This window comes from Nocardioides sp. (genome assembly GCF_035697785.1).
GTDB lineage: Bacteria > Actinomycetota > Actinomycetes > Propionibacteriales > Nocardioidaceae > Nocardioides_B.
Window position 1 is genome coordinate 1 of sequence record NZ_DASSCL010000121.1, and the last position, 17,814, is coordinate 17,814.

18 protein-coding genes are annotated in these 17,814 nt (G+C 70.8%); 10 read left to right on the top strand and 8 right to left on the bottom strand.

The annotated features are described in order from the left end of the window. From aroC to VFH10_RS12820, 7 genes are all read left to right on the top strand, one after another. A partial coding sequence (aroC, locus tag VFH10_RS12790; protein ID WP_325129107.1) for a chorismate synthase occupies positions 1 to 1,068 on the top strand: 1,068 nt, incomplete at its 5' end. Positions 1,069 to 1,156: 88 nt separating this feature from the next. Further along, positions 1,157 to 1,648 (top strand): shikimate kinase, encoded by a 492-nt coding sequence (locus VFH10_RS12795; RefSeq protein WP_325129211.1) that lies wholly within the window; start codon positions 1,157 to 1,159, stop codon positions 1,646 to 1,648. Continuing rightward, positions 1,645 to 2,754, top strand: coding sequence for a 3-dehydroquinate synthase (gene aroB, locus VFH10_RS12800; RefSeq protein ID WP_325129109.1), 1,110 nt, complete (start codon positions 1,645 to 1,647; stop codon positions 2,752 to 2,754). Before VFH10_RS12795 ends, aroB begins: the two co-directional genes overlap by 4 nt. Continuing rightward, positions 2,751 to 3,179, top strand: coding sequence for a type II 3-dehydroquinate dehydratase (locus VFH10_RS12805; RefSeq protein WP_325129111.1), 429 nt, complete (start codon positions 2,751 to 2,753; stop codon positions 3,177 to 3,179). The genes aroB and VFH10_RS12805 overlap by 4 nt, the downstream gene beginning before the upstream one ends. A gap of 101 nt (positions 3,180 to 3,280) precedes the next feature. Continuing rightward, complete coding sequence (efp, locus tag VFH10_RS12810; RefSeq protein WP_325129112.1) at positions 3,281 to 3,844, top strand: elongation factor P; 564 nt, start codon at positions 3,281 to 3,283, stop codon at positions 3,842 to 3,844. Positions 3,845 to 3,857: 13 nt separating this feature from the next. Beyond that, positions 3,858 to 4,268, top strand: a complete 411-nt coding sequence (nusB, locus tag VFH10_RS12815; RefSeq protein ID WP_325129114.1) for a transcription antitermination factor NusB — start codon at positions 3,858 to 3,860, stop codon at positions 4,266 to 4,268. Between the two features lie 14 nt (positions 4,269 to 4,282). Further along, the gene (locus VFH10_RS12820) at positions 4,283 to 6,199 is read left to right on the top strand and encodes an LTA synthase family protein (protein ID WP_325129116.1); all 1,917 of its coding nucleotides are present in this window, start codon (positions 4,283 to 4,285) and stop codon (positions 6,197 to 6,199) included. On the opposite strand, the gene VFH10_RS12825 is transcribed toward VFH10_RS12820, so the two are convergent. From VFH10_RS12825 to VFH10_RS12845, 5 genes are all read right to left on the bottom strand, one after another. Continuing rightward, positions 6,186 to 6,557, bottom strand: coding sequence for a glyoxalase superfamily protein (locus VFH10_RS12825; protein WP_325129119.1), 372 nt, complete (start codon positions 6,555 to 6,557; stop codon positions 6,186 to 6,188). The genes VFH10_RS12820 and VFH10_RS12825 overlap by 14 nt on opposite strands. 58 nt (positions 6,558 to 6,615) lie before the next feature. Beyond that, positions 6,616 to 7,365: an HAD family hydrolase gene (locus VFH10_RS12830; protein WP_325129121.1), complete on the bottom strand. Its 750-nt coding sequence runs from the start codon at positions 7,363 to 7,365 to the stop codon at positions 6,616 to 6,618. Then, complete coding sequence (locus VFH10_RS12835; protein WP_325129124.1) at positions 7,362 to 8,300, bottom strand: aminotransferase class IV; 939 nt, start codon at positions 8,298 to 8,300, stop codon at positions 7,362 to 7,364. The genes VFH10_RS12830 and VFH10_RS12835 overlap by 4 nt, the downstream gene beginning before the upstream one ends. A 530-nt stretch (positions 8,301 to 8,830) precedes the next feature. Further along, complete coding sequence (locus VFH10_RS12840; RefSeq protein ID WP_325129126.1) at positions 8,831 to 10,189, bottom strand: DUF222 domain-containing protein; 1,359 nt, start codon at positions 10,187 to 10,189, stop codon at positions 8,831 to 8,833. A 167-nt stretch (positions 10,190 to 10,356) separates the two neighbouring features. Then, complete coding sequence (locus tag VFH10_RS12845; RefSeq protein WP_325129129.1) at positions 10,357 to 12,132, bottom strand: translation factor GTPase family protein; 1,776 nt, start codon at positions 12,130 to 12,132, stop codon at positions 10,357 to 10,359. A gap of 141 nt (positions 12,133 to 12,273) precedes the next feature. Here VFH10_RS12845 and mug point away from each other — a divergent pair, with 141 nt between their 5' ends. Continuing rightward, positions 12,274 to 12,828, top strand: a complete 555-nt coding sequence (gene mug / locus VFH10_RS12850) for a G/U mismatch-specific DNA glycosylase (protein WP_325129131.1) — start codon at positions 12,274 to 12,276, stop codon at positions 12,826 to 12,828. Between the two features lie 58 nt (positions 12,829 to 12,886). Here mug and VFH10_RS12855 read toward each other — a convergent pair whose 3' ends face one another. The 3 genes from VFH10_RS12855 to VFH10_RS12865 are packed head-to-tail and all read right to left on the bottom strand — an operon-like array spanning position 12,887 to position 15,557. After that, positions 12,887 to 13,807, bottom strand: a complete 921-nt coding sequence (locus VFH10_RS12855; protein WP_325129133.1) for a COX15/CtaA family protein — start codon at positions 13,805 to 13,807, stop codon at positions 12,887 to 12,889. A 2-nt stretch (positions 13,808 to 13,809) separates the two neighbouring features. Further along, a complete protein-coding gene (locus VFH10_RS12860; protein WP_325129135.1) occupies positions 13,810 to 14,604 on the bottom strand; it encodes an ABC transporter permease in 795 nt (264 codons plus the stop codon). Then, complete coding sequence (locus tag VFH10_RS12865; RefSeq protein ID WP_325129138.1) at positions 14,601 to 15,557, bottom strand: ABC transporter ATP-binding protein; 957 nt, start codon at positions 15,555 to 15,557, stop codon at positions 14,601 to 14,603. The genes VFH10_RS12860 and VFH10_RS12865 overlap by 4 nt, the downstream gene beginning before the upstream one ends. Before the next feature lie 139 nt (positions 15,558 to 15,696). On the opposite strand from VFH10_RS12865, the gene VFH10_RS12870 reads away from it, so the two are divergent. Both VFH10_RS12870 and sufB read left to right on the top strand, forming a co-directional pair. Next, positions 15,697 to 16,383 (top strand): helix-turn-helix transcriptional regulator, encoded by a 687-nt coding sequence (locus VFH10_RS12870; RefSeq protein ID WP_325129140.1) that lies wholly within the window; start codon positions 15,697 to 15,699, stop codon positions 16,381 to 16,383. Further along, positions 16,380 to 17,798: a Fe-S cluster assembly protein SufB gene (sufB, locus tag VFH10_RS12875; protein ID WP_325129142.1), complete on the top strand. Its 1,419-nt coding sequence runs from the start codon at positions 16,380 to 16,382 to the stop codon at positions 17,796 to 17,798. Before VFH10_RS12870 ends, sufB begins: the two co-directional genes overlap by 4 nt. The last annotated feature ends 16 nt before the right edge of the window (positions 17,799 to 17,814 follow it).

Here is a 17,814-nt window from a genome sequence, read left to right on the forward strand (position 1 = left end):
GCGCGGCGGCGGCTCGGCTACGGGCGTGGCGCCAGGATGTCCTTCGAGCAGGACGAGGTCGAGGTCGTCGGCGGCATCCGGCACGGCCTCACCCAGGGCGGCCCGGTGGCGCTGCGGATCGGCAACAGCGAGTGGCCGAAGTGGGAGAAGGTCATGTCGGCCGACCCCGTCGACCCCGCCGAGCTCGAGGGGTCGGCCCGCAACGCCGCACTGACCCGGCCACGACCCGGTCACGCCGACCTGGTCGGCATGCAGAAGTACGACTTCGACGAGGCCCGGCCGGTCCTCGAGCGCGCCTCCGCCCGGGAGACCGCAGCCCGGGTGGCGCTCGGCGCGGTCGCGGCGGCGTTCGTCGAGCAGGCCACCGGCGCCCGCATCGTCTCCCACGTGGTGCAGATCGGGGCCGCCCGCGCGCCGTACGGCTCCGTCCCCGCTCCCGAGGACGTCGCCTACCTCGACGCCGACCCGGTGCGCTGCCTCGACCCCGACGCGTCGAAGCAGATGGTCGCCGCGATCGACCAGGCGCACAAGGACGGCGACACCCTCGGTGGCGTGGTGGAGGTCGTCGTGCACGGACTGCCGCCCGGGCTCGGGTCGCACGTGCACTGGGACCGTCGACTCGACTCCCGCCTGGCGGGTGCCCTAATGGGCATCCAGGCGATCAAGGGCGTGGAGGTCGGGGACGGATTCGGCCTCGCCGCGACGCCCGGGTCGCTGGCCCACGACGAGATCGTCGCGACCGACGAGGGCATCCGGCGCACGTCGGGCCGCTCCGGCGGCACCGAGGGCGGGATGTCCACGGGCGAGACGCTGCGGGTCCGGGCGGCCATGAAGCCGATCGCCACGGTGCCCCGCGCGCTGCGCACCGTGGACGTGGCCACCGGCGACGCGGCGGTCGCGCACCACCAGCGATCCGACGTGTGCGCGGTACCGGCGGCCGGGATCGTGGCCGAGGCGATGGTGGCGCTGGTGCTCGCCGAGGCGGTCCTGGAGAAGTTCGGTGGCGACTCCGTCACCGAGACCCGGCGCAACGCCGAGAGCTACCTGGACACCCTGAGGTACAGATGAGCACCCCACGAGACCGCTCACTCCGTTCGCGCTTCCGCGGGGACCCCGCGTGAACAGATCCGGCCCGCGTCTCGTGCTGGTCGGACCGATGGGCGCCGGGAAGACCACCGTCGCCGGGCTGCTCGCGTCCCGCTGGGGCACGACCGTGCGCGACACCGATCTGGACGTCGAGGCCGCCGAGGGGCGGCGGATCTCGGACATCTTCGTCGACGAGGGTGAGGCGCACTTCCGAGCCCTGGAGCGTGCCGCGGTCGCCGACGCGCTCGCCGGGCACGACGGGGTGCTGGCGCTGGGCGGAGGCGCGGTCCTGGACCCGACGACGCGCTGGCTGCTCGCCGACCACACCGTGGTGTTCCTGCAGGTGGGCCTCTCCGACGCGGTCAAGCGGGTCGGGCTGGGGGTGGGCCGGCCGCTGCTGCTGGGCAACGTAAGGGCCCGGGTCAAGGCGCTGCTCGACGAGCGGCTGCCGCTCTACCAGGAGGTGGCGGACGTCCAGGTGGACACCGACGGACGGACCCCCGACGACGTGGCCGCCGAGGTGGCCGAGGCAGTCGAGAAGCTGGAGGCGGGGGCGGGATGACCGATCGTTCGACGCTGCACGTGGGGGGCGAGGCGCCGTACGACGTGGTCGTGGGCACCGGCCTGCTCGGGGAGCTGCCGCGCATGCTCGGCGACGGCGTGCAACGCGTCGCGGTGATCCACCCGCGGGCGCTGGCGGCGACCGGGGAGGCAATCCGTCAGGATCTCTCCGACCAGGGCTACGAGGCCCACGGAATCGAGATCCCCGACGGCGAGGAGGCCAAGCTGGCTCCCGTCGCTTCGTTCTGCTGGCAGGTGCTCGGCCAGGTCGGGTTCACCCGCTCCGACGCGGTGGTGACCGTGGGCGGCGGGGCGACCACCGACATGGGCGGGTTCGTCGCCGCGACCTGGTTGCGCGGCGTCAAGGTGGTGCACCTGCCCACCACGCTGCTGGCGATGGTCGACGCCGCCGTCGGTGGCAAGACCGGCATGAACACCAGCGAGGGCAAGAACCTCGTCGGCGCCTTCCACCAGCCCGCCGGCGTGCTGTGCGACCTGGCCACCCTCGAGACGCTGCCGCGCAACGAGCTGGTCAGCGGGCTCGCCGAGGTGCTCAAGTGCGGCTTCATCGCCGACCCCGCGATCCTCGACCTGGTCGAGCGCGACCCGGTCGCCGCGACGGACCCGACGGCGCCGTTGCTGAGGGAGCTGATCGAACGCGCCATCCGGGTCAAGATCGACGTCGTCGTGGCCGACCCCCGGGAACGACACGGGGAGACCGGCGGCAGCGCGGGGCATCCCGGCCGGGAGGCGCTGAACTACGGGCACACGCTGGGCCACGCGATCGAGAAGGCAGAGCGTTACCAGTTCCGGCACGGCGCCGCGGTCGCGATCGGGATGATGTTCGTCGCCGAGCTCGCCCGGATGGCCGGGCGGCTCGACGAGGAGACCGCCGAGCGGCACCGGTCGGTGCTCGAGCTGGTCGGCCTGCCCACGTCGTACAACGGGGCGCCCTGGGGGCAGCTCCACGAGGCGATGAAGGTCGACAAGAAGTCGAGGGGTGACCAGCTCCGGTTCGTCGTGCTCGACGGGCTGGCCAGGCCCGCGGTGATGACCGCACCCGACCCGGCCCTGCTGACGGCGGCGTACGCCGAGGTGAGCCGATGAGGATCCTGGTGCTCAACGGGCCCAACCTCGGACGGCTCGGGCGCCGTCAGCCCGAGATCTACGGCACCACCACCCACGACGAGCTCGCCGAGCTCTGCGCAAGCTGGGGCCGTGAGCACGGCCAGCAGGTCGAGGTGCGGCAGACCAACCACGAGGGGGAGCTGCTCGACTGGCTCAACACCGCCGCGGACGAGGCGACACCGGTGGTGCTGAACGCGGCCGCCTGGTCGCACTACTCCTACGCCCTGCTCGACGCGTGCGCCCAGCTCGAGGCGCCGCTGGTCGAGGTGCACATCTCCGACCCGGCGAGCCGGCCGGAGGAGTTCCGGCATCACTCGGTGGTCTCGGCGTTCGCGTCCAAGGTGATCACCGGCCGGGGCATCGACGGATACCGGCTCGCCCTGGAGCACCTCGCCACGCTCTGAGTCGCCGCGCTGATTTCGAGCCCTCGCCAGGCAGGGCCTAGACTGGGCGGCTGCCGCCGTACGGCGGACCCACCCGACTCTGACGAAGGCTACGACTGCGCATGGCGACGACCAACGACCTCAAGAACGGCATGGTGCTCAACCTGGATGGCCAGCTCTGGTCCGTCATCTGGTTCCAGCACCACAAGCCCGGCAAGGGCGGGGCGGTCGTGCGCACCAAGCTGAAGAACATCGAGTCCGGCAAGACCGTCGACAAGACCTTCAACGCCGACGTGAAGGTCGACGTCGCCAACGTCGACAAGCGCACGATGCAGTACCTCTACAACGACGGCAGCAACTACGTCTTCATGGACACCTCCACCTACGACCAGATCGAGGTCACCCCGGAGATCGTCGGCGACGCCAAGAACTTCCTCCTGGAGAACCAGGACGCCATCGTGGCGACCAACGACGGCCGGGTGCTCTACATCGAGCTACCGGCGTCGGTCGAGCTGACCGTCGAGTACACCGAGCCCGGGCTGCAGGGCGACCGCTCCACCGGCGGCACCAAGCCCGCGCGCCTCGAGACCGGCCACGAGATCTCCGTCCCGCTGTTCATCACCACCGGCGAGAAGATCAAGGTCGACACCCGGGACAGCGGCTACCTGGGTCGCGTCTCCCAGTGAACGGCAGAGGCTGATGGCCGCCCGTTCCAAGGCACGCAAGCGTGCCCTCGACATCCTCTTCGAGTGCGAGGTGCGCGGCCTCCCGCTCGGCCAGACCCTCGACGAGCGGGTGATCGCCGGTGAGCCGCCGGTCAACGAGTACACCGTCTCCCTGATCCACGGCATCGCCGAGCACCAGACCCGGATCGATGAGCTGATCACGAAGTACAGCCAGGGCTGGTCGCTCGAGCGCATGCCCGCGGTCGACCGCAACGTGCTGCGACTCGGCGTCCTCGAGGTGCTCTACGTCGACGACGTGCCCGACGCCGTCGCGGTCAGCGAGGCGATGAGCCTGGTGCGGGACCTCTCGACCGACGAGTCGCCGTCGTTCGTCAACGGCGTGCTCGGCAACATCCTCCGCGACAAGCCCGCGCTCTCCGCCTGAGCACGAGGGACCCGATGGGGGATCCGAGCACGCCGCGCTGGCGGCAGTACGTCGACCCGTACCTGCCGGGCCTCTGGCGCACAGCGCTGCTTGCAGTGCTGTGCAACCTCGCACTCGAGCTGGCTCGCGTGGTCGGCGTCGACGGCTACCCGTGGACATTCAAGACCCCGGGCTTCCCGCTGCTGTTCCTGCTCGGCTCGCTGGTGGTCTGGATGTTGGTCGGCCTGGTCCATGCCGTCATCGGACGTCTATGGGTGACGAGCGCGCTGACCTTCACCGCGACGGTTGCGGTCGCGGTCGCCGACCACGAAAAGGTCCGGCTGCGTCGTGAGCCGCTGCTGCCCGGCGACTCCGAGTTCGCGGGGGACGTCGGGTTCTTGGTCGACATGGTGGGGCCGGGTCTTGCCGTGGCGGCGCTGGTGGGTGCGTGCGTCGTGTTCGGCGCCGCACACCTGGTTGCCCGCGCGCTGCGCCGCCGATCCCGCGGCGACACCAGACCAGGACCCGGGCCTGGGGCTCGAGTCGCCGTGCGGGCGCTCACCGGCGCGATGTGCCTGCTGAGCCTGAGCTATCTGGCCGGCTTCAATTCGCCAGGCAACGTCGCACGCGGCGCGTACGACGCTCTCGGCGCGACGTGGCGCCCGTGGAGCCAGCAGCGCAACTACCTCGGCAACGGCTTCGTCGGGGGCTTCCTCTACAACCTGGACATCCCCCCGGTCGCACCGCCGGCCGGGTACGGCGTCGCCGAGATGGACCGGATCGTGCAGCGCTACACCGAGGCCGCCGACCGGATCAACAGCACGCGCGACCGACCCGGGCTCAGCGGCGTCAACGTGGTCATGGTGCTGGGCGAGACGTTCACCGACCCGACGGCGCTCCAGGGCGTGCACGTGCCGCAGGACCCGATCCCGTTCACCCGCCGGCTGATGCGCTCGACGATGTCCGGTCCGATGCTGGCCCATGGGGTCGGCGGCGGAACCGCCAACATGGAGTTCGAGGCGCTCACGGGGATGTCGATGTCTCAGCTGCCGGCTCAGGTCACCTCGCCGTACCAGATGCTGGTCCCTGAGTACTCGACGTTCCCCTCGGCCGTGCGCTGGCTCAAGCAGGACGGCCATCGGACGCTCGCGATGCACCCGTTCACGACCGAGATGTACCGGCGTCGAGACGTCTACCGCGCGTTCGGCTTCGACGAGTTCGTCTATGACGAGACGATGCACAGCCGGACCCGGCTCGGCCACGCCGGCTACATCTCCGACGCGTCCGCCTTCGACGAGCTGCACCGGCGGCTGGTGGCCGAGCGCCGGCCGCTGTTCGTCAACCTCGTGACGATGCAGAACCACATGCCGTACGCAGGGCGATACGACGACCCGGTGGCCGTCACCGGGCCGGACGGGCAGCCGCTCGACGAGATCGGTCACTACGTCCGCGGCCTGACCCACACCGACCGCGCGTTGAAGGACCTGATCGACCAGCTCACCCGTCTGGACGAGCCGACCGTGATGGTGTTCTACGGCGACCACCAGCCGGGTACGTATCCCGACTCGGTGTTCGAGGCGAACACCCCCGAGGACATGCACCGGACCCCGTACTTCGTGTGGGCGAACTTCCCGGGGCCGGACGGCGAGCAGCCGATCACCAGCCCGATCCACTTCATGGACCTCCTGCTGGCCCGGACGGATGCCCGGATGCCGCCGTACTACGCGCTGCTTCACGAGCTGCGCCAGGAGATTCCGGCCGTGGCTACCGGCAGGATGTTCGGCCCGGAGGGCCGGCCAATGCGTCGGGATGAGTTGTCGCCCCGGGCCGCCCGCGTCCTGCACGACTACGCGTTGGTGCAGTACGACCTCTCCGTCGGTGAGCGGCACGCCGAGGCTGCCCTGTTCGGTGCCGCCGACGTCGCTGTGCCGACCTCGTTCAGCCGGGAGTGACCATCTGCTGGAGCGCCCAGCGGTTGCCGTCGGGGTCCTGGAAGTAGACGAAGCGGCCCCACGCCTGGTCGTCGACGCCCTCGCACTCGACGCCGCGCTCCTTGAGGTAGGCGAGCGCCTGGTCGGCGTCGTCGACGACCGCCTGGATGAACTGGGTGGAGCCGTCCGCCATCATCCCCAGGCCAGTGCCGAAGCAGACCGAGCACGCCGAGCCGGGCGGCGTGACCTGGACGAAGCGGAGCTCGGGGGTGACGTGGTGGTCGAAGTCGACGTTCCAGCCGACCTTCGTGCCGTAGAACTCGACCGAACGGTCCACGTCGGCGACGGCCAGCGGGACGAGCTCGATTTTGAAGTCCATTTGGAGCCTTCCTTTCGTCGGTTTTTCCTCGTGCTGCCTAGGCTAGGGACGATTCAGGTCAGGAGTTGTCCGCAATCAGACGGAGTCGCCGATCGGCAAGGGCGTCGTACGCCGGACGGCAGGCCTCGGCGACCGCGGCGTCGTGCTCGCTCAGGCTGATGTCCCGCGGCCGCCACGGCTCGAAGCCGGTGGAGGCCCGGACGGCGGAGTACCAGTGCGGCGCCCACACTCCGTCGGTGTCGCGCGAGCCGGCGGGCCACGACAGCATCCGACTCGTGAACGGCACCTCCAGCCAGTCGCAGAGCCAGCGCAGGTGTGCCTCCGGATCGTGGAGGAAGTCGCCGGCGTCTATGACCGGTGGGCTCGCGCCGTTCGCGTCCCAGAAGGCGACCATGCGCTGCTGCTGGAGGAGCCCGATGTCCTCGGGCTCGCAGGCCTCGCGGGAGCGGACATAGGAGGCGACCACCTCGGCGGGGTCGCGGATCAGCAGCACGTTGCGGAACCGCAATGTCCACACGAGGTCGTCGGCCGGGTCGAGATGGTGGGTCATCTGCTTGACGTAGTGGAGCCTGACGCGGTCGGGCAGCGGCGCCTGCAGGCTCTCGAGGACCTCGGCGCCGTCGGTGGGCTGCGACGCGAGCACCTCGTCTCGGGCGGGGTGCGCGAGGCCGGTGCGGGCGAGGTAGGCGGCGTAGAACGGCTCGTCGACGACGACCGCGTCGGGCCGGTTCTCGAACGCACGCATCATCGCCGTCGACAAGTTCCGCGGCCCGCTCCACATGTGCAGCCGGACGGTCTCGTCGGTCACGGCGCGGACCTCCCCGACACGTCGGCGGCCACCAGGTCGCCATACATCTGCTGGAGGCGCTCGACGACCGGACCGCGGGCGCCGGAGCCGATGGTGCGGCCGTCCACGCTCCGGACGGGGACGACGCCGGCGAACGTGCCGGTCACGAACGCCTCCCGGGCGCTGTAGACGTCGGTGAGGCTGAACGTCTTCTCCCGCGCCGTGATGTCGCCGTCCCGGCACATGCGCAGGACGTTGCCGCGGGTGATGCCGCCGAGGCAGAAGCGGCCGTCGGAGGTCCACACCTCGGGCTCGTCCGGCGTACCGACGACGACGAAGAAGTGCGTGCTGTTGCAGGTCGCGACGAAACCGTGCGGGTCGAGCATCAGCGCCTCGTCGGCGCCGGCGGTGTAGGCCTGGATGCAGGCGGTGATGTCGTTGAGCTTGCTGTGCGCGTTGAGCCGGGGGTCCAGGGTGTCAGGCGTGGCGCGCCGCACGTGGGTGGTGAACAGGGTGATGCCGTCGGTGACGGTCCGCGGCATCACCTCCTTGTGCTCGGCGATGATCACCACGGTGGCCGGACCGACGGTGACGCGCGGGTCCTGGTACGGCGTGCGCTTCACGCCGCGGGTCACCATCAGCCGCACGTGCACCCCGTCGGTCATCTCGTTCGCCCGGAGAGTCTCGTAGAGCGCCGCAGTGAGTTGGTCGCGGGTCAGGCCGATGTCGAGCATGATCGCCTTCGCGCCCTCGAAGAGTCGGTCGAGGTGCTGCTCGAGGAAGGCGGGGTGGCCGGCGCTGACCCGGAGACCCTCCCAGACACCGTCGCCGAGGACGAAGCCGGAGTCGAAGACCGAGACGACCGCGCGCTCGCGGGGGAACAGCTCCCCGTTGACCCAGATCAGGATCTGCTCGTTGTGGGGGTTGTCCTCGAAGTCGTGGGTGCCGTGCGCCATGGCGCCACCCTAGGAGGAAAGCTCGTCAGGCGGCGTGCTGGTGGATCGAGGTGCCGCAGCGGGGGCAGTGCGTGCCGGTGCACACGTCGAGCTCCTGGCCGCAGCCGCAGGTCGGCGGCGACACCTGGCTCCGCCTCGGGAGCGCCCTATCCGTGACCCGGGCCGAGGCCCATGCGTGGCGTTCTGTCGTCATCGTTCTCACCACCTTCCATTGCTGGTTGTTCGGACTCGGAACGACTTCGGATTTGATCGGCCGCCACCGAGTTTCCGGCGTACTGTCGAGGTGTAGGAGGGAGGTCACCGGATGTTCTGGCTGATCGTTCTCACGGTGCTGGTGATCACCGTGGTCGTGTACCTCTCCGACCGGTCGCAGGATCGCGCAGCGACCAAGGACACGGGCACGGGCACCAAGACCACGTAAGGACATCTCGGGCGCATGGACGACGCGGAGGCCGCCGTCGTGCTCGCGCGCGTCGGGTGCAGGTCGACCGGCGAGTGGTTGTGTCTTGCTGGGCATGCCGGTCCTCGCTTCACCAGCGCCTGACCAGGTCGGCGAAGGCGCGTTCGTACGCCGACCCGGTGGTCGAGCCCGTCGAGGCCCGCGTCGGGTGGGTGCCGGTGTGGTCGACGGTGAACTGGTGGCCCGTGGGTGTCCGCCAGTGGTGGATCCCGGGCTCGGGTTGTCGGTGTCGCCAACCCTTGCCGTGGGTCTTCACCCGGTGTTCGAACCGGGTGAGCTTGCCGAGGTTCCCGATCCTCGTCTGACCGGGCGGGCCGGTGTCGGCCCAGGGGATGGTGTGGTCGAGGTCCATCCGGCGTCCGGTGGCCGACGAGTACGGGAACGCGGAGGCCGGGGTGCGGAGGTGGATCTGTTCGCGGAGCCGGTCCGGGACCTCGTAGCCGTCCACCGGACGATCGGCGTCGAGGTCGATCACCGGCTTGATCGTGACGTGGGAGTGGCGGAGGAACTCCGATGCCTGGCCGATCGTGAGCGGGCCGACGTCCTCCATCCGCGCCACCCCCGCCCCGGACACCAGGGACTCGCGGGAGACATGCACATAGAGCGTCGCCGCCGGCAGCGGAACATCACCGCCGGTGGTCGAGCCCGTCGAGACCTGGTCACCGCCCACCGAGCTGGCCGACCGCAGCAGCGCGAGCGCGCGTTCCGGATGCGCGAGGATGCCGAGCGCCTTGGAGCGGCGGGCGCCGACCGGGTCGGTGTCGCCCTGGTGGAGGAGGATCTCGGCGATCCGGTCCACCATCGCAACCAGGTAGATGATCTCACCCGCGGTGGCCTTCGCCACCAGGGTCTTCAGGCCGTGCTCGTTGGACTGGCCGGTGACCACGAACCGCTCCAGCTCGGCTGCGATTCGGCGTTGTTCGGCGGCGTCCGGGTCGGCGGCGATGATCCGCGCCTCCAACAGGTCCTGGAACCTTCCCCACGGCAGGGTGGCCAGGTACGGCGTCGTCGCCTCGTCCACCGCACGAGCCTGCGCCAGCGACAGGCCGGTGGCCCGGGTCCGGGAGGCGACGTGCCGGGCCTGCCACACCCGGAGCTGGCCGGACAGCAACGCGGCCCAGAGCCTGGGGAGCCGGTGCCGCACGTCGAGCGCGTCGGCCATCAGGGTGGCCGCGGCGACGTGCGAGCGGCCGAGCAGAACGCCGAGCTCGGCGGCCGCGAACTCACCCGCGAACGGCGTCCCGTCCCCGCCGTACCGCTTGCATCGTTCGGTGCCCGGCAGCACCGTCCCCGTGGACATGGGGTGCAGGTCCGCCCACTGCGCGGCCAGCACGAGCTCGCGGCACTCAGCTTCCACGGGGGTGGCGTGGTTGGACACCAGCGCGTCGGCGACTGCCTGTCGCTCGAGGTCGTCCGCCACCGGTTCCATGGCAATCAACCTAGAGGCGACCACCGACAGTTCTAAGAGCCGGATTTCCTTTGTGCACAACGGGATTGGCCTCGGCATGTGGTTCCTGACGAACGAACGGAGTCAGCGTTTCGACGGTCTCGACCACCGGTGGTCTCGACAAGCCCGACCATCCGGAGTCGGCGGGGTCACGTCGGGGTGCGACCGACCCGGCGCAGGTACTCCGTCCGGTCGTAGGGGTGGTGGTCGTACCGCTCGCGGGTCGGCGGCCGCCCGGTCACGGGACGGTAGTGGTCGAGTGCGGTGGTCAGCACACCCTCGCCCCGGGTCACACCGGGGAGCTGCACGGAGAGCTGGTGCACTGCGCCGGCGGGTACGTCGCCGGAGAGCAGCATGACCGGCGGCCGGGGCTCGGTGAGGTGCGGTACGGCGCCGTGCGCCGCGAGCACCGCCAGGGTGGCGGCGAGGGTCTGGTCGGGCACCTCCAGGTCGAAGTGGTGCACCGGCTCGCAGACGAGCGTGCCGGCCCGGTTGATCGCGGAGGCGAGCACCAGCCGGGTGAGGTTGCGGAAGTCGCCGGCCGTGCTCGACATCGACTTGTCGAAGGTGCCGTGCATGCGGCTCTGCCGCGGCCAGTACCCGGAGTGCGTCATGACCACCCGAGCGTCGGGAACCTCCCAGCCGTGCGGGCCCTGGTGCAGGGTCGAGCGGACCGCCGTCTCGACCGCGGTGAAGAACGCCGGCGGCATCGAACCACGCTCCACCTCCAGCTCGAACGTGACGCCGTCACCGACCTCCGCCGGCTCCACGCGCAGGCCGACGGTCGCCAGGAACGGGTTCGACGACGTCGCTATCACCTCCGCCGCCGCGCCCTCGCCGCGCAGCCTCTCGACACAGATGACGGTGCTCTCGCGGAAGCTCGCCGCGACGCCGTACTCCTCCTCCAGGAGCGCGCCGATCACCTGCTTCTGCACCTCGCCGTACAGGGACAGCCGCAGCTCGCGGCGTACGTCGTCCTGGCGCAGGTCGATCAGCGGGTCCTGCTCGGCCAGCCGGGAGAGCGCGGTGTGCAGACGCCCCCGGTCGGCATCGTGGACGGGCTCCACGACGGTGGCCAGGCTGGGCCGCGCGAACTGCGCCTCCACGGGCACGGTGGAGTCGTCGCCGAACGTGTCCCCGATGCTGGCCGACTCGAGGCCGCGCACCACCACGACCTGACCGGCCGTCGCCGAGGTCGTCGGGCGCAGGTCGCCGCCTTCGTAGAGCTGCAGCCCGGTCACCTTCTCGGCCGGTCCGCGCCGCACGTCGATCCGGTCCCGCACCCGCAGGGTGCCACCGCGCAGGTGCGCATGGACGTGCTTCGAGCCGGCCGCGTCGCGCTCGACCTTGAACACCACGCCCGCGGGGTCACCGTCCGCGCATGGATCGCGGGTCGGCAGGAGAGATCCGAGCGACCGCATCAGCTCCGGTACGCCGTCGCCGGTGACCGCCGAGCCCGCGAGCACCGGCACGTCCTCGCTGAGCCTCTCGCGCACCTCGAGCGTGACCAGCTCGACGTCGGCTCCCGCGCGGTCGGTCTTGTTGACGAACACGACGGTCGCGATGCCGAGCCGCTGGAGCGCGCGCATCAGGACCAGGGTCTGCGCCTGGACCCCCTCCACGGCGGACACGACGAGCACGGCGCCGTCGAGCATGGCCAGCGACCGCTCGACCTCGGCGACGAAGTCGGAGTGACCGGGGGTGTCGAAGAGGTTCACGACCAGGCCGTCGACCTCGAAGGACACCACGGCCGCACGGATGGTGATGCCGCGACGGCGCTCGATGGCCATCGTGTCGGTGTGGGTGCTGCCCTTGTCGACGCTGCCCGGCTCGTCGAGCACACCGGCCTCGAACAGCAGCCGCTCGGTCAGTGTCGTCTTGCCGGCGTCAACATGCGCCAGGATCCCCAAGTTCAGTGTGCGCAACCTTCACGTCCTTCTCGCAGATGGGCTGGAGGGAGGTGAAGGTCGCGCGCATCGGGGTGCTCCTGTCGGCTCGGTTCCGCGCCATCGCAGCACGGGCGATCGGCCGTCGGCAACGGGTTTTCGGCGGGCTAGCCTGCCCGCGTGACCACCCGACCGACGCGCGAGGACCGGGAGGGCGCGCGGGACCGGCTGCTCCCCGACGTGCTCGCCCCCGGGCTGCGGATCGTGTTCTGCGGGATCAACCCCGGTCTCTGGTCGGCCGCGACCGGCCACCACTTCGCGCGACCCGGCAACCGGTTCTGGCCGGCGCTGCACGCGTCGGGACTCACCCCGCGCCGCCTGGAGCCGGCCGAGCAGCACGAGCTGCTGGCGCTCGGGCTCGGCCTCACCAACGTCGTACCGCGCGCGACCGCCCGCGCCGACGAGCTCACCGCGCAGGAGTACGTCGAAGGCGGCCGGCGGCTCGTCGCCAAGATGGAGGAGCTCCGCCCGGGGTGGCTGGCCGTCCTTGGCGTCACGGCGTATCGGACCGCGTTCGGGGACCGCCGCGCCCAGGTCGGGGAGCAGCCTCTCACCATCGGGGAGACCCGGGTCTGGGTGCTGCCCAACCCGAGCGGCATCAACGCGCACTGGTCGGCGGCCGCCCTCGCAGACGAGTTCACAAGCCTGCGCCGCGCGGCGGGCGGCAGGTGGTGACGAAGTAGTCAAGGAATCAATCGGGGTCGACAACCAACCTTTGCCGAGCCCAGTGCGTCTAGACGGGTGGACGGGCCGTCATCGGAGCCACGGGGGTGTCGATGAGGGCCCGTCCCGTGCGTTCCCGGACGCTGACCAGCAGCCAGGTGAGCGCCGCCGAGGTGAGCGCCGCGCCGAGCAGGTGGAGACCGACGAGCAGGATCGGCAGGTCGGTGAAGTACTGCACGAACCCGACCAGCCCCTGCCCGAGCTCGACCGCGAGCAGCAGCGCGGCGGCCCGGCGCGCCCGTGCGGGTGCGTCGACGGCTCGCAGCACGAGCACGGTGGCGATGGTCAGGCCGAGCAGCAGGAACACGAAGTCGGTGTGCAGCTGGCTGGCCGACCGCGGGTCCAGCCCGTTGCGCGGCGAGTCGATGTCACCTGCGTGCGGGCCGCTGCCGGTGACGACTGTCCCGAGGTACAGCACCACCCAGCCCGTGACGAACACGGCCCGCACCAGCCAGGTGACCGGGTCCGGCACCAGCGGCTCGGCCGTCCCGTCGCCCTCGTCGATCCGGCGGATCAGCACGACGGAGACCCCGATCATCGCCAGCGAGACCAGCAGGTGGAACGCGACGATCCACGGGTTCAGGTCGGTCAGCACCGTCACGCCGCCGATCAGTGCCTGCGCGGGGACGCCCAGGCCGAGCACGAACGCGAGTCGCGTCAGCGCCGGTCGTCCATACCGCCACGCGATCACGAAGGTGGCGATCGCGACGGCGGCGAGCAGGAACGTGACCATCCGGTTGCCGAACTCGATGGCGCCGTGGATGCCGAGCTCGCGGTGCGGCACGAAGGACTGGTCCGTGCACCGCGGCCAGGTGGGGCAGCCGAGCCCCGAGCCGGTGAGCCGGACCACGCCACCGGTCACGACGATCAGCACGTTGACCACGAGCGAGGCGAGGGCGGCGGGACGGATCCAGCCGTCGGTGCTGGTCACGGTCACTCCCATCGGAACGTGCGTGCGGTGAGGAAGGTGCCGAGCCCGGCCCAGAGGACGAGCACGAGCAGGTGTACACCGGGGAACACCCCGTCGATCAGGGCGTCGCGGAGCCCCTCGCCGAGCGCACCCGACGGGAGCCACGTCAGGGCCGCACCGACCCCGCCGTACGACGAGGCGGGGAGCACGACCGCGCCACCGGCGAGCATCAGCAGGTACACGAGGTTCGCGGCGGCCAGCGTCGCCTCCGCCCGCAGCGTCCCCGCGAGCAGCAGGCCGAGCGACGCGAACGCGGCCGTCCCCGCCAGCACGACGAGCACGGCGCCGGCCACGCCCGGGAACGTGACCGCCGGCGACCAGCCGAGCGCGAGGCCGGCGCCCCCGAGCACCACCAGCTGGGCCGCCTCCACGACGAGCAGGGCGCCGACCTTGCCGGCGAGCAGCCCGGAGCGGGGGAGCGGGGAGGAGCCGAGCCGCTTCAGCACTCCGTAGCGCCGCTCGAAGCCGGTCGCGATCGCCAGCGACGTGAAGCTGGTCGACATCACCGCGAGCGCCAGCACGCCGGGGGTGAGCAGGTCGACTGGGGGATGTGACAGCGACAGGTCGAACCCGCGGGCCGCGAGGATGCCTCCGACCAGCACGACCAGCGGGATCACCACGGCCAGCAGCACCTGCTCGCCGTTGCGGAGCAGCAGCCGGGTCTCCATCCGGGCCTGCGCGGCCACCATCCGGGTCAGCGGCGCGGCGCCGGGGGCGGGCGTGAACACGCCGCGGGCGGTGAGCTCCTCGCTACTCATGCCGACAATTCCCGTCCGGTGATCTGCAGGAACACATCCTCCAGGGTGCGCTGGCCCAGCGACAGCGACTCGGGCAGCACCCCGTGCGCCTCGCACCAGGCCGAGACGGTGGCCAGGGTGGAGGCGTCGGCAGGGCCGGTGATCAGCAGGCTCTGCACGCTGACCGGCCGGACGTCCGTGTCCGGGCCGAGCGAGGCCTGCAGCGAGGCCGGCGCGCCGGGCGGGAACGGCTCGGTCACCACCAGCCGGATCGTGCTGTAGCCGGTGCCGCGGGTCAGCTCGAACGGGGTGCCCGAGGCGATCAGCCGACCGTGGTCGATGACGTGCACGACGTCGGCGAGCCGCTCCGCCTCGTCCATGTAGTGGGTGGTCAGCACGACCGTGACCCCGTCGGCGCGCATCTCCTCGAGCAGGTGCCAGGTGGCCCGGCGCATCCTCGGGTCCATCCCGGCGGTCGGCTCGTCGACGAAGACCAGCTCCGGGCGGCCCACGACGGCCATCGCCAGCCCGAGCCGCTGCTGCTGGCCGCCGGACAGTCGCCGGTACGGCGTACGACCGCACTCGTCCAGGCCGAGCCGCTCCACCAGCATCCCGACGTCGAGGGGGTGGGCATGCAGGCTGGCCACGTGCCGGAGCATCTCCACCGCCCGGACGCCCGACCAGGCGCCGCCGCTCTGCAGCATCACGCCGATCCGGGGGAGCAGGTCGCGCCGCTGGGTCTGCGGGTCGAGACCGAGCACCCGGACCGTCCCACCATGCGGACGGCGGTAGCCCTCGCAGGTCTCCAGCGTGGTGGTCTTGCCGGCCCCGTTGGGGCCGAGCACCGCGGTCACCGTGCCGCGGGCCACCTCGAGGTCGAGCCCGTCGACGGCCACCGTGGCGCCGTACGCCATCCGCAGCCCGTCGATGACGACGGCCGGACCGGCGCCGTCGGACGGCAGGGGGGTGGGCACGGGGAGCAGTCTAGGAACGAGCCGCCCGCCGCGGACGCGGATGCGCAGGGTCTGTGGGCCGGGTCACGTCCCGCGAGCCCGGGACAGGTTAGGGCAGCCTTATTTGAAGTGTGCTCACCATTAACGACACAATGTTGTTGTGGAATTCGAGAGAACCCTCGGCGACGCTCCCACCCGGGAGCGCGTGGCCCGGTCGATCCTCGAGCTCGGGCCCAGCACCGCGGCTGTGCTCGCCGAGCGGCTGGACCTCACGCCCGCCGCGGTCCGGCGCCACCTGGACCACCTGATCGAGGAGGGTGCGGTCGAGCCGCGCACGCCGCGCGTCTACGGCCACCGTGGGCGGGGCCGCCCCGCGAAGGTGTTCGCCCTCACCGAGGCCGGCCGGGACCGTTTCGACCAGCAGTACGACGACCTCGCCGTGCAGGCGCTGCGTTTCCTGGCGGAGACCGGCGGCGACGAGGCCGTCATGGAGTTCGCCCGCCGCCGGGTGGCCGGGCTCGAGACCCGCTACCGGGAAATAGTCGAGGAGCGTCCCGACGTTGAACCATCAGTGGCTCTCGCCGAGGCGCTGACCCAGGGTGGGTACGCCGCGTCGGTCCGCGAGATCCCCGTGGGGCAGCAGCTGTGCCAGCAGCACTGCCCGGTGTCCCACGTTGCCCACGAGTTCCCGCAGCTGTGCGAGGCCGAGACCGAGGCGTTCAGTCGCCTGCTCGGCCGGCACGTGCAGCGGCTGGCGACCATCGCCCACGGCGACGGCGTCTGCACGACCTGCATCCCCACAGTTTCGTCCCCCGCACCCGCCAACGAGAGGTTGAGCCAACGATGACCACGATCGAGCAGATGAACCCTGAGCTCGAGGGCCTCGGCCGCTACGAGTACGGCTGGGCCGACTCCGACGTTGCAGGCGGCGCGGCTCAGCGAGGTCTCAGCGAGGCCGTCGTCCGCGACATCTCGTCGAAGAAGGACGAGCCGCAGTGGATGCTCGACCTGCGCCTGAAGGGGCTCAAGCTCTTCGGCCGCAAGCCGATGCCGAAGTGGGGCGCCGAGCTCGGCGGGATCGACTTCGAGAACATCAAGTACTTCGTCCGGTCGACCGAGAAGCAGGCGGCGACCTGGGACGACCTCCCCGAGGACATCAAGAACACCTACGACAAGCTCGGCATCCCCGAGGCCGAGAAGCAGCGCCTCGTCTCCGGCGTGGCCGCGCAGTACGAGTCCGAGGTCGTCTACCACAAGATCCGCGAGGACCTCGAGGAGCAGGGCGTCATCTTCGTCGACACCGACACGGCGCTGCGCGAGCACGAGGAGCTCCTCAAGGAGTACTTCGGCACCGTCATCCCGGTCGGCGACAACAAGTTCGCCGCGCTGAACACCTCGGTGTGGTCCGGCGGGTCCTTCATCTACGTGCCCAAGGGCGTCCACGTGGACATCCCGCTGCAGGCCTACTTCCGGATCAACACCGAGAACATGGGCCAGTTCGAGCGGACCCTGATCATCGTCGACGAGGGCGCCTACGTGCACTACGTCGAGGGCTGCACCGCGCCGATCTACTCCTCCGACTCGCTGCACTCCGCGGTCGTGGAGATCATCGTGAAGAAGGGCGGCCGCTGCCGCTACACGACCATCCAGAACTGGTCGAACAACGTCTACAACCTGGTGACCAAGCGCGCCACCTGCGAGGCCGGCGCCACCATGGAGTGGGTCGACGGCAACATCGGCTCCAAGGTGACGATGAAGTACCCCGCGGTCTACCTGATGGGCGAGCACGCCAAGGGCGAGACGCTGTCGATCGCGTTCGCGGGCGAGGGTCAGCACCAGGACGCCGGCGCCAAGATGGTGCACGCCGCCCCGCACACGTCGAGCTCGATCCTGAGCAAGTCGGTGGCCCGCGGCGGCGGGCGTACGTCGTACCGCGGCCTGATCCAGATCAACGAGGGCGCGCACGGCTCGAAGTCCAACGTGCTCTGCGACGCGCTGCTGGTCGACCAGATCAGCCGGTCCGACACCTACCCGTACGTCGACATCCGCGAGGACGACGTGTCGATGGGCCACGAGGCCTCGGTCTCCAAGGTCTCCGACGACCAGCTCTTCTACCTGATGTCGCGCGGCATGGAGCAGGACGAGGCGATGGCCATGATCGTCCGCGGCTTCATCGAGCCGATCGCCAAGGAGCTGCCGATGGAGTACGCCCTCGAGCTGAACCGCCTGATCGAGCTGCAGATGGAGGGCGCGGTCGGCTGACCGACCGCCCTTCCCG